This window comes from Catellatospora paridis, assembly GCF_009720365.1.
GTDB classification, from domain to species: Bacteria; Actinomycetota; Actinomycetes; order Mycobacteriales; family Micromonosporaceae; genus Catellatospora; species Catellatospora paridis.
Genome location: NZ_ML769317.1, coordinates 340,634 through 355,044 on the forward strand (window position 1 = coordinate 340,634; position 14,411 = coordinate 355,044).

General features: G+C 69.7%; 12 protein-coding genes. 5 read left to right on the forward strand and 7 right to left on the reverse strand.

From position 1 onward, the window contains the following. Nucleotides 1-4: 4 nt before the first annotated feature. The 5 genes from F9C41_RS19400 (at nt 5) to F9C41_RS19420 (ending at nt 7,176) form a co-directional block, all read left to right on the forward strand. Nucleotides 5-1,273: an ABC transporter substrate-binding protein gene (locus F9C41_RS19400; RefSeq protein ID WP_230689758.1), complete on the forward strand. Its 1,269-nt coding sequence runs from the start codon at nt 5-7 to the stop codon at nt 1,271-1,273. Between the two features lie 61 nt (nt 1,274-1,334). Further along, nucleotides 1,335-2,276, forward strand: a complete 942-nt coding sequence (locus F9C41_RS19405; RefSeq protein ID WP_155388231.1) for a carbohydrate ABC transporter permease — start codon at nt 1,335-1,337, stop codon at nt 2,274-2,276. Further along, entirely contained in the window at nt 2,273-3,136 is an 864-nt protein-coding gene (locus tag F9C41_RS19410) for a carbohydrate ABC transporter permease (protein WP_155388232.1), read from the forward strand. Before F9C41_RS19405 ends, F9C41_RS19410 begins: the two co-directional genes overlap by 4 nt. Nucleotides 3,137-3,142: 6 nt before the next feature. Next, on the forward strand, nt 3,143-3,784 hold the full coding sequence (locus tag F9C41_RS19415) for a DUF624 domain-containing protein (RefSeq protein ID WP_155388233.1): 642 nt from the start codon (nt 3,143-3,145) through the stop codon (nt 3,782-3,784). Nucleotides 3,785-3,984: 200 nt separating this feature from the next. Further along, the gene (locus F9C41_RS19420; protein ID WP_155388234.1) at nt 3,985-7,176 is read left to right on the forward strand and encodes a GH92 family glycosyl hydrolase; all 3,192 of its coding nucleotides are present in this window, start codon (nt 3,985-3,987) and stop codon (nt 7,174-7,176) included. A gap of 89 nt (nt 7,177-7,265) precedes the next feature. Here the strand turns inward: F9C41_RS19420 and F9C41_RS19425 are convergent, their stop codons facing one another. The 7 genes from F9C41_RS19425 to F9C41_RS19455 all read right to left on the reverse strand — a co-directional run bounded on the left by F9C41_RS19425 (nt 7,266) and on the right by F9C41_RS19455 (nt 14,346). Next, nucleotides 7,266-8,723 carry a right-handed parallel beta-helix repeat-containing protein gene (locus F9C41_RS19425; RefSeq protein WP_155388235.1) on the reverse strand — a complete coding sequence of 486 codons (1,458 nt, stop codon included), beginning with the start codon at nt 8,721-8,723 and terminating at the stop codon, nt 7,266-7,268. Between the two features lie 50 nt (nt 8,724-8,773). Continuing rightward, entirely contained in the window at nt 8,774-9,445 is a 672-nt protein-coding gene (locus F9C41_RS19430) for a response regulator (protein WP_155388236.1), read from the reverse strand. After that, nucleotides 9,433-10,764: a sensor histidine kinase gene (locus tag F9C41_RS19435; protein ID WP_155388237.1), complete on the reverse strand. Its 1,332-nt coding sequence runs from the start codon at nt 10,762-10,764 to the stop codon at nt 9,433-9,435. The genes F9C41_RS19430 and F9C41_RS19435 overlap by 13 nt, the downstream gene beginning before the upstream one ends. Before the next feature lie 96 nt (nt 10,765-10,860). Continuing rightward, nucleotides 10,861-11,481: a response regulator gene (locus F9C41_RS19440; RefSeq protein WP_155388238.1), complete on the reverse strand. Its 621-nt coding sequence runs from the start codon at nt 11,479-11,481 to the stop codon at nt 10,861-10,863. Beyond that, complete coding sequence (locus tag F9C41_RS19445) at nt 11,478-12,671, reverse strand: sensor histidine kinase (RefSeq protein WP_155388239.1); 1,194 nt, start codon at nt 12,669-12,671, stop codon at nt 11,478-11,480. Before F9C41_RS19445 ends, F9C41_RS19440 begins: the two co-directional genes overlap by 4 nt. Before the next feature lie 20 nt (nt 12,672-12,691). After that, the gene (locus tag F9C41_RS19450) at nt 12,692-13,513 is read right to left on the reverse strand and encodes an ABC transporter permease (RefSeq protein ID WP_155388240.1); all 822 of its coding nucleotides are present in this window, start codon (nt 13,511-13,513) and stop codon (nt 12,692-12,694) included. Continuing rightward, nucleotides 13,510-14,346, reverse strand: a complete 837-nt coding sequence (locus F9C41_RS19455) for an ABC transporter ATP-binding protein (protein WP_196279844.1) — start codon at nt 14,344-14,346, stop codon at nt 13,510-13,512. Before F9C41_RS19455 ends, F9C41_RS19450 begins: the two co-directional genes overlap by 4 nt. Nucleotides 14,347-14,411 lie beyond the last annotated feature (65 nt).

Consider the following 14,411-nt stretch of genomic DNA (forward strand, 5'->3'; position numbering starts at 1 on the left):
GTTCGTGAAAAGAAGGAAGATGCTGGCAGCGGTCGGCCTGGCGATGGCAGTCGCCCTGCCGCTGACCGCGTGCGGCTCCGGCGAAGACAACGCCGAGAGCGGCCCCGTCGAGCTGACCGTCGCGGTGTGGAGCCTTGCCTCCACACCGGAGTTCCAGACCCTGTTCGACGCCTTCCACCAGGCGAACCCGGACATCACCATCAAGCCCGTCGACATTCTCGCCGCCGACTACCCGACCAAGGTCACCACGATGCTCGCCGGTGGGGACACCACCGACGTCCTCACCATGAAGACCCTCGCGGACTACGTTCGGTTCGCCGGCCGCGGGCAGCTCAAGGACATCACCTCGGCGGCGACGTCGACCGAGGGCGCCAAGCTCGCCGGGCTCGACCAGTACAAGCAGGACGGCGACAAGTACTACGCGCTGCCGTACCGGCAGGACTTCTGGGTCCTGTACTACAACAAGAAGATGTTCGACGCCGCAGGCCAGCCCTACCCGACGAGCCTGACCTGGGACCAGTACGTCGAGCTGGCCAAGAAGCTGACCTCGGGCAGCGGTGAGAAGAAGGTCTACGGCGCCTACCAGCACACCTGGCGTTCGATCGTGCAGGCCATCTCCGCCGCGCAGACCGGCGGCGACCAGCTCGGCGGCGACTACAAGTTCTTCGCCGACCAGTACAAGACCGCGCTGGCGCTGCAGGCGGCCGGGGCCACGCAGGACTTCGGCACCGCGGTCACCCAGAAGACCGGCTACGCCTCGATGTTCGAGTCCGGCAAGACCGCGATGCTGCCGATGGGCACCTGGTACATCGCCAAGGTGCTGTCGGAGAAGAAGAAGGGCACCACCGACGCCGACTGGGCCATCGCGCCTCTGCCGCAGCGTCCGGGCGCGACCGGTGTCACCACGTTCGGCGCGCCGACCGCGTTCGCGGTGAACAAGAAGGCCAAGCACGCCGCGGCCGCGGAGAAGTTCGTCCAGTTCGCGGCGTCGGCCGCGGGCGCCAAGGCGATCACCGGCATCGGCGTGGTCCCGGCCTACCAGAGCGACGAGATCCGCCAGCAGTACTTCGCGCTGCCCGGCATGCCCACCGACGACCTGTCGAAGAAGGCCTTCACCCCGGACAAGGTGAACCCCGAGATGCCGGTCAGCGACAAGACCGCGAAGGTGGACACGATCCTCAACGAGGAACACCAGCTGATCATGACCAAGCAGAAGTCGATCGACGACGCGATCAAGGAGATGGAGACCCGCGTCAAGAACGAGGTCAACTGACCCACGCGCAGGTACGCGGGGACGGCCGCCCGGCCGTCCCCGCGGAACCCGGGAGGACGAGATGGCAGACCTGCTCACCGCGACACCGGCGACCGCGAGCGCCGCGCCTTCGCCGCGGGCGCGCGACAGACGGCGCGCCCGGCGCAACACGCTCATCGGCTGGAGCTTCATCCTGCCGAACTTCCTCGGCTTCGCCGTGCTCACCCTGGTGCCGATGCTCGCCGCGTTTGCACTGTCGTTCATGGAGTGGGACTCCTACAACCCGCCCGAGTGGGTCGGCCTGGACAACTTCCAGCGGTTGCTCGACGACGAATCCACCAAGATCGCGCTACGCAACACGGCCTACTACGCCCTGGGCCACGTGCCGCTGACCATGCTCGCCGCGCTCGGCCTGGCACTGCTGCTCAACCGCAAGATCGCCGGCGTCGGCTTCTTCCGGGCCGCGGCTTTCTTCCCCTACATCACCTCGCTGGTCGCCGTCGCCATCGTCTGGAACATGCTGTTCAACCCGGAGTTCGGGCCGGTCAACCAGTTCCTGCAGTTCGTCGGCGTCGACAACCCGCCCGGGTGGACCACCAGCACCACCTGGGCCATGCCCGCGGTCATCCTCACCAGCGTCTGGCGCGACATGGGCTACTACATGATCCTGTTCCTGGCCGGGCTGCAGGCGATCCCGGTCGAGCAGTACGAGGCCGCCAAGGTCGACGGCGCGAGCACCTGGCAGCGCTTCCGCGCCGTGACCCTGCCCGGGCTGCGGCCGGTCACCTTCCTCGTGCTCGTCCTGCTGACCGTGCAGAGCTTCAAGGTCTTCGACCTCATCGTCGTCATGACCGACGGCGGGCCGGGCCGCGCCACCCTGGTGCTGTCCCAGCAGATCTACCGCCGCGGCATCATCGAGGGCGAGTTCGGCTACGCCTCGGCGATCTCGCTCGTGCTGTTCCTGGTCGTGCTGGTCTTCACCCTCGCCCAGTTCTGGTTCAACAACCGCAGGGAGCGCCGATGACCACCGCCGACACGGCCGCCGCCCCGCGCGCCCGCGGACCGCTCGCCCTCGCCCGCCGGGTCGTCCTGTACGCGGCGCTGACCCTGGCCGCGTTGTTGATCCTGGTCCCGTTCCTGTGGATGGTCAGCGCCTCGCTCAAGCGCAACAACGACGTCTTCACCATCCCGATCCAGTGGATCCCCAAGGAATTCCAGTGGGGCAACTTCACCGAGATCTGGACGCGGGTGCCGCTGGCGACCTACCTCGGCAACACCCTGTTCCTCAGCCTTGTCATCACGTTCCTGCAGGTGCTGACCGGCAGCTTCGCCGCGTACGGGTTCGCCAAGGTCCGCTTCCGCGGGCGCGACACGCTGTTCCTGCTGTACATCGCCACCATCGCCGTGCCCTGGCAGGCGTACATGATCCCGCAGTACATCATGATGCAGAAGGCGGAGCTGACCGACACCTTCTGGTCGCTGATCCTGATTCAGGCGTTCGGCGCGTTCGGCGTCTTCCTGATGCGCCAGTACTACCTGACCATCCCGGATGAGCTGTGCGAGGCGGCCCGCGTCGACGGCCTCAGCGAGTACGGCATCTGGGCGCGGATCATGCTGCCGCTGTCGAAACCGGCGCTGGCCAGCCTGGCCCTGCTCACGTTCGTCAACACCTGGAACGACTACATGGGACCGTTCATCTACCTGACCAGCAACGACCTGTGGACGATCCAGCTCGGTCTGCGCTCGTTCGTGGGCCAGTACGACGCCGACTACGCGATGATGATGACGGGTTCGGCGCTGTCCGTCCTGCCCATCATGATCATCTTCCTGCTCGGCCAGCGCCACTTCATCCAGGGCGTCGCCTCCTCCGGCATGAAGGGGTGAGCTGACATGCGACTGCTCGCCCGGCTGCCCTACGACACCGTCTTCGGCACGGTGTACGCCGGACTAAAGATCAACCTGTGTCTTGTCGCCGCCTGCCTGCCCCTGCTCGCGGCACTCGCCGTCAGCGGCAGCCCCCTGCAGGCGTGGCCGTTCTTCACCGCACTCGCCGTGGTCTGCGGACCGGCCGCCGCCGCCGCGTTCGCCGCATTCCGGGCCCTGTCCGAAGGCGAGCACCGCGTCGGCCGGACCTTCTGGGCCGCATACCGCAACTCGTTCGGCCGGGCGCTGGCCGTCGCCGTCGCCGCGGCCGTCGCCGTGATCGTGCTCGCCGTCGACTTCCAGCTCGCCCTCGGCGGCCCCTTCGGCGCGGTGACCCCCATGCTGGTGCTGCTCATCGCGCTGGTCGTCGCGACTGCCACCGCGCTGCTGGCCGCGGACGCCAAACCGACGTGGAAAACGGCACTGGCCTGCGCCTACCTGTCGATCCGATACTGGTATCTCAGCCTGGCCAACCTCGCCATCCTGGGCATCCTGGCCGCCGCGGTGGTCGCCAAACCGGCGATCGGGCTGTTCCTGCTGCCCGCACCCGCCCTCTACGCGGTCTGGGCGAACGCCCGCCACCTCACCGCGACCGTCGCCACCCGATAGGCCGCCGGTGCGAGCGGGCGCCCGGGCGCGGTCTGCTCGCACCGGTGGGCCTGCCTGGCTGCCGTGGCCGGTGGCCGCCTCCGTGCGGCAGTGGCACGCCCCCCTGGCATGAGATTGAGCTGCTTCGATGGGTGATGTTCGTGTATAAGATCGCTGATCTTACGTAGCTCGCGCCGTCCCAGATGGAGAACCGAGTGGCCATGCACCGATCCCCTGCCGCTGCCGGGAAGTACCGTCGGGGCGCACGTCTGGTCGCCGGGGGTGTCATCGGCGTGCTGCTCGCGGCGTCCCTGGTCACCGTGCCGACGCTGATCCTCACGGGCCGCCCTGCGGGAGCGGCAGCGATGAACCCGACCTCCCATGTCAACCCGTTCATCGGAACGGACCTCAGCAACGCGCCGGATCCGGTGCCTGGCGGCGCCGGTGGCAGCACGGTGCCGGGTCCGATGCTGCCGTTCGGGATGGTGCAGTTCAGCCCGGACACGCCGAACGCGTCGCCCTCGGGTTACCGCTACAGCGACACGCAGATCGAGGAGTTCAGCCTTACGCACTTCAGCGGCGCCGGATGCGCGAACAACGAGGACATCGGCATCCTCCCGCTCACCGGCGGCCTGACCGCTTCGCCAGGCACGGACGCGAACTGGCGGTCGTACAGCGCGACGTTCAGCAAGGCCAACGAACGCGCGGCACCGGGGTACTACCGGACTGTGCTGGACAATTACGGCGGAACCCAGGTCGAGCTGTCAGCGACGCGCCGCACTGCGGCGATGCGCCTGACGTTCCCGCCGACCGATACCGCGCAGGTCCTGCTGAACACCAGCCGCAGCGCAACCGGTCGCCATGCGGGATCTGTCAACATCAGTGGTAACACAGTCACCGGCAGCTTCACGGGCGGCGGTTTCTGCCATCACACGGGCACCTACCAGGTCTTCTACCGGCTGGAGTTCGACCGGGCCCCGAAGACGGTCGGCACCTGGCTCGGCAGCACGATCTCGGCCGGTTCGACGGCGGCGAGCGGCGTCCAGTCCGGTGGCTACTTCACCTTCGACACGACCACGAACCCTGTCGTGCAGGTGAAGGTCGGGATCTCGTTCGTCAGCCAGGCCGGCGCACAGGCGAACCTTGCGGCCGAGCATCCCGGCTTCGCGTTCGACAGCCTGCGCGCGAACGCCGACAGCGAGTGGAATGCGATCCTCAACCGGGTTCGGGTGGCCGAAGGGTCCGCGTCCGATCTGCAGAAGTTCTACACGGCGCTGTACCACGTCCTGGTCAACCCAAGCCTGGCCAACGACGTCAACGGACAGTATCGCGGCTTCGACAACGGGATTCACACCGCGAGCCACCCGGTGTACCAGAACTTCTCGGGCTGGGACGTGTACCGCTCGTGGGCGGCGTTGATCGCGCTGATCGCCCCCGCCGAGGCGAGCGACATGGCCAAGTCCATGGTGCTCGCCGGTCAGCAGGGCGGGCTACTGCCGAAGTGGTCGCACAACAACATCGAACGCTTTGTCATGAGAGGCGATCCCGGTCCGATCGTCGTGTCGAGCATGTACGCCTTCGGCGCGCGAGACTTCGACACCGCCACCGCGCTGACCCTCATGGACCGCAGCTCGTACGGCGGCACCATGCAGGGCACCGCGATCCGCACCTGGCAGTACGACTACGTCCAACAGCAGTACGTCCACAGCAACGCCTCCGACTCGCTGGAGTACTCGGCGTCTGACTTCGCCGTCGCGCAGTTCGCCCGCGCGCTGGGCGACACCGCGAGGTACAACGCGTACATCCGGCGGTCCCAGTGGTGGCGAAACGTGTTCAATGCCGAGTCGGGGTACATCCAAGCCCGCAACAGCGACGGCACCTGGCCCTGGCCCCTCAACCCGAGCAGCACCACCGGGTTCGTGGAGGGCAACGCGTCGCAGTACACCTGGATGGTCCCGTACAACTACCGGGCGCTGATCGAACTCATGGGCGGCCGTCAGACGGCGATACAGCGGCTCGATCACCATTTCCACCAGCTCAACGGTGGACTGTCCGCCCCGTACTTCTACATCGGGAACGAGCCCGAGCACGGCGTGCCATGGATCTACCACTTCGCCGGTGCGCCCGCCAAGACCAGCACCGTAGTGCGACGTGTGGTGAACGAGTCGTTCACGACCGGGCCCGGCGGCCTTCCCGGCAACGACGATCTCGGCGCGACCTCCGCCTGGTTCGTCTGGGCCGCGCTCGGCATGTATCCGACGACTCCCGGCGCCGACACGCTGGCGCTGCACGGACCGTTGTTCCCCTCGATCGTCGTCGACCGGCCCAACGGCGACATAACGATCAACGCCACGAACGCCGGCCAGGACAACCCGTACGTGAAGGCGTTCTCGCTCAACGGTGAGATGAGCACCGACGAAGGGGTCCGCGCCCCACGAACGTGGCTGCGTTATGCCGATATCGGCAACGGGGCGACGCTTCGCTACACGATGGGAGCCAGCTCGTTGATGATGGCGCCCCCGGCCGAGACACCGCCTTCGTTCGACGATGGGTTCAGCCCGCCGCCGGCGCCTGCATTCGGCCAGAACCTGGCCGCAGGGCAGCCTGCGACCGGATCGCCCCCGTGCGTGGCGGGCGAAGAGGCGGCCCGGGCTTTCGACGGTGACCTCGGCACCAAGTGGTGCTCGCTGACGGCCGGTCCGAAGGTGCTCCAGGTCGACCTCGGCGTTACCCAGGACGTCACCGGGTTCGTGGTGAAGAGCGCCGGCTTGGGCGGCGAGTCGACGGGCACGAATGCGCAGGCCTACACCATCGAGACCTCGCCCGATGGCGCCGACTGGACCGCCGCGGTCAGCGTCTCAGGGCTGCGCACGAGCCGTGTGTACCACCCGATTCCTGCCACCCCGGCGCGCCACGTGCGGCTCACCGTAGCCGGTGTCGGTAGCGGCGCAGCCCGCATCCCCGAGTTCGAGGTGTACGGGGCGGATGGCGGTCCGGCGAATCTCGCGTTGGGCGCTACGGTGACCGCCGACTCTTCCTGCACTCCCGGTGAGGGCCCGGCGAAGGCGGCCAACGGCACGGTCGGCGGCGGCGTTACGGACAAGTGGTGCTCGTTCGGCACGGACAAGTGGCTGCTCGTGGATCTGGGCGCGGCTCACGCAGTGACCTCGATCGTCGTGCGGCACGCCGGTGCCGGTGCCGAGACCCCGGCCTGGAACACCCGCGACTACGACGTGCAGGTATCGGCCGACGGCGCGAGCTGGGAAACGGTCACTGAGGTACGCGGCAACACGGCCAGCGTGACCCAGCACGCGATCGCGGTGAGCGGCCGGTACATCCGGCTCGACGTCCTGGTGCCCACCCAGAACGGTGACGCGTCGGCCCGTATCTACGAACTGGAGGTCTACGGATAGCGTGCCGCACTTGGCGAGTGGCCTTGGCGTGATCACGGATGTCGCTGAGACATCGCAATGATCACGCCAAGGCCGTGAAGACGGCCGCGTCAGCTGTTGTAGATCGGGATCCAGCCGAGGCTCAGCCCGGTCGACGAGAAGACTTCCATCTTGCGTACCACCGAGCCGACCGACGTCGCCGCGACGCTGTTGCCGATGCCGAGCCCGCCGCCCGCGATCACCTTGCCGCTGGTCTTCAGCGAGGCCTGCGCGGTGATCAGGCCCGCGCCGGTGCGCTGTATGACCACGGTCTCGGTCGGCGCCGCGTACGGGATAGCGGCATCGACCGTGTTCCAGGCGATCGTGACCTCGGTCGCGATGCCGTCGGGGTGCTCCGTGGTGTTGCCCGTGACGAAGATCGCCGGCAGTGCCGGATTCGCCTGCCGGACCTGGTTGCCGGTGATCGTCACCTTGGTGGTGTAGAAGTTGGCCGCGATGCAGGTCGCCTTGTAGGTGGCCTTGCTGTTGACGACACGGTTGCCCACGACCGTCGCCCCGGTCGTCTGTATCAGGTTGATGTTGCCGTTGATGGAGTCGATCACCACGTTGCCGGTGATGGCGATGCCGACGGCTCGGCCGTCCACACTGTGGGCGACATCGGCGGTGCCGTCGATCTCGATGCCGTGCAGTTGGCAAGCGAAGATCGTGTTGTCCGCGATGACGACGTTCGAGGCCGCCTCCACCCAGATTCCCGACTGGCCGATCTCGGTGACGGTGTTGTTGGCGATCACCGTGCGGTCCGCGCCGGCGTAGACGCAGATGCCGTCGAAGTAGTCCGAGTCGCTGCCGTATCCGGGGTGAACGCCGTTGTAGCGGCGAGCCTCCTCGGTCGACGGCCAGTCCATCGCCACGTGGTTGTCGGTGATGCGGACGTCGCGGCCGTTGGACGAGATACCGAAGCGGGTGTCCTCCGTGGTGCAGTTGGTGATCACGATGTCGTCGGACGACCGCGGGGTCGCATCGAACACCACGATGCCGTTGAAGCGCACGCTCTGCACTCGGACGCCCTCCACCACGATCCCGGTGGACGTCACGATCCGGACGCCGTCGTACTGGTGTTCGCGGACCGTGTCGTGCAGGGTCAGCCCGACGAGCTTGACCCTGGCACAGTTCTGCAGCCGCAACATCGCCAGTTGCCCCTTGACCGAGGGCGGACCGCCGGCGAGTGCCACGGTCGCGCCGTGACCGGAGATGACGACGTCAGTGAGGCCCTGCGCGGTGAGCTGATTCCGCACCTGGTAGACGCGGCCGGCCGGGAAGTACACGCTCTTCTTGCTGGTGACGGCGGCGTTCAGCGCGGCTTGGATGGCGGCGGTGTCGTCGGTCGTGCCGTCGCCGACGGCACCGTGGTCGAGGACCGAGATCCAGCCTTCGCCGGTGGTGGTGGTGGTGGCGGCGGCGCCGACCGGTGCCGCTTGCGCCTCCGACGCACCGGCCGCCAGCCCGCCGACCACCGCTGTCGAGGCCAGTCCGGCGCGCAGCGCGACACGTCTGCTCAGCGTCTCCATAAGGTACCTCCCCGTTGATTTTGTGAGGGGAGGCTACCGATATTTGCCGTTCATCGCTGACCCTCCGGGTTCGACCGCAGGTACGCGAGCACGGCCAGGACCCGCCGGTTCGTGTCGTCGGTCGGTGGGAGCCCGAGTTTGGCGAGGATGTTGCCGACGTGCTTGCCCACCGCCGCCTCGGTGACCGTCAGCCGCCGGGCGATCGCGGCGTTCGAGTGGCCCTCGGCGACCAGCGCCAGCACCTCCCGTTCGCGCGGGGACAGTGCGGCGACCGGATCACTGCGGTGGCGCAGCAGGCGGCGCACCACGTCGGGGTCGATCACCGTGCCGCCGCCGACGACGGTCCGCAGTGCCCCGACGAAGTCGGCGATGTCGACGACCCGGTCCTTGAGCAGGTAGCCGACGCGCCGCCCGTCGCCGCTGTCGAGCAGCCGCGCTGCGTACTCGGCCTGCACGTACTGGCTGAGCACGACGACCGCCCGGCCCGGGTCGGTGGCGCGCAGTGCCAGCGCGGCGCGCAATCCCTCGTCGGTGAAGCTCGGCGGCATCCGGATGTCGGTGATCACGAGATCCGGATCCTCCGCGGCCACGGCGTCGACCAGTGCGGCCGCGTCGCCGACCGCGGCCACCACGGCGAACTCGAAGCGCTGCAAGACTCCGGCCAGGCCCTCGCGCAGCAGCACGCCGTCCTCGGCCAGCACCACCCTGGTCACGGCAGGCACGGCAGCTCCACGCGTACGAGCGTAGGGCCTCCGGCCGGGCTGGACAGCAGCAGCCGCCCGCCCACCGCCGCGACCCGGTCGGCGAGCCCGGTCAGGCCCGTGCCGCGCGCCGGGTCGGCGCCACCGCGGCCCTCGTCGCGGACCTCGACGACCAGCGTGTCGCCGTGGCGGGCGAGCCGGACCGCCGCCGACGCGGCCCCGGCGTGCTTGGCGACGTTGCCCAGTGCCTCGGAGGCGGCGAAGTACGCGGTGTTCTCGACCCGCGACGGGTAGCGGTCGGCCACCCCGGGCTCGACGCTCACGGTGACGTCGAGGGGGCTGCGGGTGGCCAGGTCGCGCAGCGCGGCGGGCAGGCCGAGGTCGGCCAGCGTCTGCGGGCTTATGCCGTGCACGAGGTCGCGCAGCAGCACCATCAGGTCCTTGGCCTCGGCGTGCGCGCGGTCGAGGGCCGCCGCGGCGGGGCTGTCGTCGGGCAGGTCCAGCCGGGCGACGCCCAGTTGCAGGGTCATGCTGGTGAGCCGGTGCTGCGCGCCGTCGTGCAGGTCGCGTTCGATGCGGCGGCGTTCGGCGTCGAACGCGTCGACGAGCCGGGTGCGCGACCGGGCCACCTCCCGCAGTTCGGCCTGGCCTCCACCGCCGAGCAGCACCCGGGCCGTGGCGGCGTGGCCGGCCGCGAGCAGCCCGGTCAGATACGCGAGCGGGGGCAGCAGCACCAGGCCGAGCAGCACGTACGGGATCGCCTGCGCCGGGGTGGTGATCTGCCAGGGGCCGAGGGTGATCGCATTGGCGACCCCGGCGAGGTCCTTGCCGTCCTTGACCACCAGCAGCGGGCTGATGATCAGGATGCCGACGGTGAACACGGCGAACGCCAGTGTGGCGTACGCGAGCGGTGCGACCGTCGCGAGCAGCACCAGGAACAGCAGCTCGCGCCACGCGGCCGGCGCGGCGTAGCGGGCGGCGAACCAGGACCCCACGCTGCCGGCCCGGGGCGCTCGGTCGACCGGGCGCGGGTCGACGATGCCCAGACGGCGGCGTTCCAGCGCGGCGAACGGGGCCGCCAGCAGCGTGCCGAACATGGCGAGCACGGCTGTCGCGAGCCCCGACACCACCACCAGCGGCGCGGTGTGCATCCCGCCCTCGGCGAGTTGCACGAGCCAGCCGGCCCACGGCAGCGTGACCGGCGACAACAGCAGCGCAGCGACCCCGATGACGGGCAGTGCGGTCAGCACGGACAGCAGAGCGCGCCAGGGCCACTCCGAGATCAGGTAACGCGGTGAGGCGAGTGCGGCGAGGACGTGACTTGGCTGGTCAGAGGGCATGTGGACACGCTAGCCAGCGTGCGCGGCCCGGCCCAGCCGCCCAGGGGGCGGATCCGAGGTAGTGCCAGCCATACCCGGGTGTCCGCGGGGGACGCCTCACAGCAGGCCGCGCGCCATCGCGGTGGTCACCGCGGCGGTGCGGTCGGACACGTCGAGTTTGGCGAACGCGCGCAGCAGGTGCGTCTTCACGGTGGCTTCGCTGATGTGCAGTTGCCGGCCGATGTCGGCGTTGGTGCTGCCCTGCGCGACGAGCCCGAGGACCTCGACTTCGCGCGCCGACAACTGCTGCTGCCCGGGGCCGCCGCGGACCTGCCGGATCAGCCGCCCGGCGACCGACGGAGCGAGCACCGTCTCGCCGCGGCTGGCCGCGCGCACCGCGGCGGTCAGCTCGGCCCGGGTGGCGTCCTTGAGCAGGTAGCCGGCCGCGCCGGCCTCGACCGCGCGCAGGATGTCCGCGTCGGTGTCGTACGTGGTGAGCACGACCACGTGCGTGTCACGCAGCTCGGCCAGGATCTGCCCGGTCGCGGTGGCTCCGTCGCCTCCGGGCATCCGCAGGTCCATGAGGATGACGGCGGGCCGCAGCGACCTGGCCATGACGACCGCCTCGGCGCCGGAGCCGGCCTCCCCGACGACGTCGATGTCGAGCTCGGCGTTGAGCATGCCGCGCAGTCCGTCGCGCACGACCGGGTGGTCGTCGACCAGCAGTACGGTGATCATGCGGGCAGCTCCAGGGTGAGGGTGGTGCCCAGGCCGGGCGCGGAATGGACGGCCAGTTTCCCGGCGACCTGTTCGGCACGGGCGAGCATGCCACGCAGGCCGTAGCCGTCGGCGGCGGTGGCCGGGTCGAAGCCGGTGCCGTCGTCGGAGACGGTGAGGGTGACCGTGTCGGCGGCACCGATCAGGTCCACGGTGACCGTGCTCGCGCCGGCGTGCTTGCGGATGTTGGCCAGCGACTCCTGCAGCGCGCGCACCAGCACCACCTCGACGGCCGTGGGCAGCGCGGGCGGCAGGTTCTCGACGGTGCAGCTGGTGGTCGCGCCGGTGTCGTCGGCCAGCCGGGCGACCTGCCGGGCGACCACCTCGGCCAGCTTCGCGGTCCGCAGCTCGGCCGGGGTCAGCACGGTGACCATCGCGCGGGCTTCGGCGAGGTTGTCGCGGGCCGTGCGGACCGCGAGGGCCAGGTGCCGGTCGGCGGCGGGTCGATCCGTGTCCAGTTCGGACTCGGCCGCTTGCAGCAGCGTGACGATGCTGGTGAAGCCCTGGGCCAAGGTGTCGTGGATGTCGGCGGCCAGCCGGGCCCGTTCCGCGGCGACGCCGGCCTCGTGCGACAGTGCCGAAACCTCGGCCCGGGTGGCCTCCAGGTCCTGGATGAGCTGGCCCCGTTCGGCGTTCTGGCGGGTGACGCGGTCGATGGTGGTGCCGATCAGCACGGAGAACGTCAGGCCCAGCACGCTGATCGCGACACCGGTGCGCATGGCCGCCAGGTCGACCCCGCGCAGCAGGTTGATCGGCAGCGGGGCCAGGTTCAGCACCGCCACGGCCAGCAGCGCGGGCCGCTGCGACAGGCACAGGAACACCATCGGGCACAGCGCGAACAGGGTGAACGTGCTCATCTCGTCGGCCGTCACCGCCACCACGAACAGCACCGTGAGGAAGACGACGTACCAGCGGCCGCCGACCGTCTCGTGGTCGTGATCGTCATCGACGGGTGCGGTGCGCCGCCCGACGGCCCAGCTCAACACCATGATCACGATGCAGGTCAGGGCGACGGCCCGTGGTGCCGCGTCGATCTCGGTGTGCCGGGCCACCGACACGGCCACCACGGCCAGGCAGGTGACCAGGTACATGTCCCAGCGCCACAGCCATCGCCGTGTCGGCGGGCACGGCCCGGCGGTCGGGAGGACCACCGGGCCGGGCTGCGCGGAGCTCAACTCGTGCGCCGATCGGTCCAGCGGAACGTGGCCAGGCACAGCACCAGGCCGAGCACGCACCACGCCGCCAGCACCAGGGCCGTCCTGCCGTGCTCCCACTGTCCCGCCACCTCCTGCGCCGCCAGCGCGTCGGGCAGGAACACCGACCGGAAGCCCTGCCCCATCCACTTCACCGGGAAGAACGACGATACTGCGGTCATCGCCGCCGGCAGCGCGGCGATGTGGACGAAGATGCCGGAGGAGAACTGCAGCGCCAGCACGGGCAGGTTCATCACCGCCGGAGCGCTGCGGGCCGAGCGGGCCAGCGAGCTCGCGGCGATGCCGAGCAGGGTGCAGGCGATGACCGACAGGGCGAGCACCCACCCGAACGTCAGCCAGCGCCCCGCGTCGGTCGGCAGCTGCAGGTCGAACAGCAGCACGCCCACCGCGAGCATCAGCGTGATCTCGGCGAGCGTCGTCACGGCCACCAGGACGACCTTGCCGATGAGGTACGCCCCGGCGGTCGCGGGCGTCGCCCGCAGCCGCTTGAGGGTGCCGTCGTCGCGGTCGCCGCTGATGCCGATGCCGATGCTGATGAACGCCGTCGACACGATCCCGTACGCGATCATCCCGGCCGCGAAGACCTGGCTCGCGTGCACCTGGGCATAGCCTTCCAGTGGCTCGTCGAAGATGAACCCGAGCATGATCAGGATGCAGGAGGGCAGGGCGAAGGTGAACACCACCGCGTCCCGCTCGCGGAAGAACTGCTTGATCTCGACGGCGCCGCGCGACAGTCCGGTGCGCAGGGTCGAGGGCAGGGGCACGGTCAGGGTGGTCACCGGGCTTCTCCGATCAGGTCGAGGTAGACGTCTTCGAGGCTGCGGCGCTGCACCCGCAGGTCGGTCAGCTGCGGATCGTTGCGGCCGGCGAGCCCGGCCAGCAGGGCGGTCGGGTCGGCCACGGAGACCTGGTGCGTGCCGTCGGCGTCGCGCCAGCTCACCGTCGACTCCTCGGTGCGGCCGCCGATCGTGGCCGGTGTGCCCTCGGCCACGATCCGGCCGCCGGCCAGCACCACGAGCCGCCCGGCCAGCGCCTCCACCTCGTCGAGGTAGTGGCTGGTGAGCACGATGGTGGTGCCCTCGGCGGCGAGGCTGCGGATCAGCGACCAGAACTGCCGCCGTGCCTGCGGGTCGAAACCGGTCGTCGGCTCGTCGAGGAACAGCAGCTCGGGGTCGCCGACGATGCCCAGTGCGACGTCGACCCGGCGGCGCTGGCCGCCCGACAGCGTGCGCAGTTTGGCGTCGGCCTTGTCCGACAGGCCGCACAGGTCGATGACGGCGTCGGGGTCGCGCGGCGCCGGGTAGAAGCCCGCCACGTGCCGGACCACCTCGCGTACGGTCAGCCCCGCGCTGTCGTTCGCCTGCTGCAGCACGACCCCGATCCGTGCGCGCCAGCGCCGGCCCGCCGTGCCCGGGTCCTCGCCGAGCACCCGCACGTCGCCGCCGTCACGGGGGCGGTATCCCTCGAGGATCTCGACCGTGGTGCTCTTGCCGGCGCCATTCGGGCCCAGCAGCCCGAACACCTCGCCGCGCTCGACGGTGAGGTCGATGCCGTCGACGGCCTGATGCCGCCCGTACCGTTTGCGGAGTCCGTGGACTTCGATGACTGCCATGCCTCGATCGTCGCGTTCGGAGCACCGCCCCCGGGACGACCACGCGATGGAATCCGGCTGTCCAC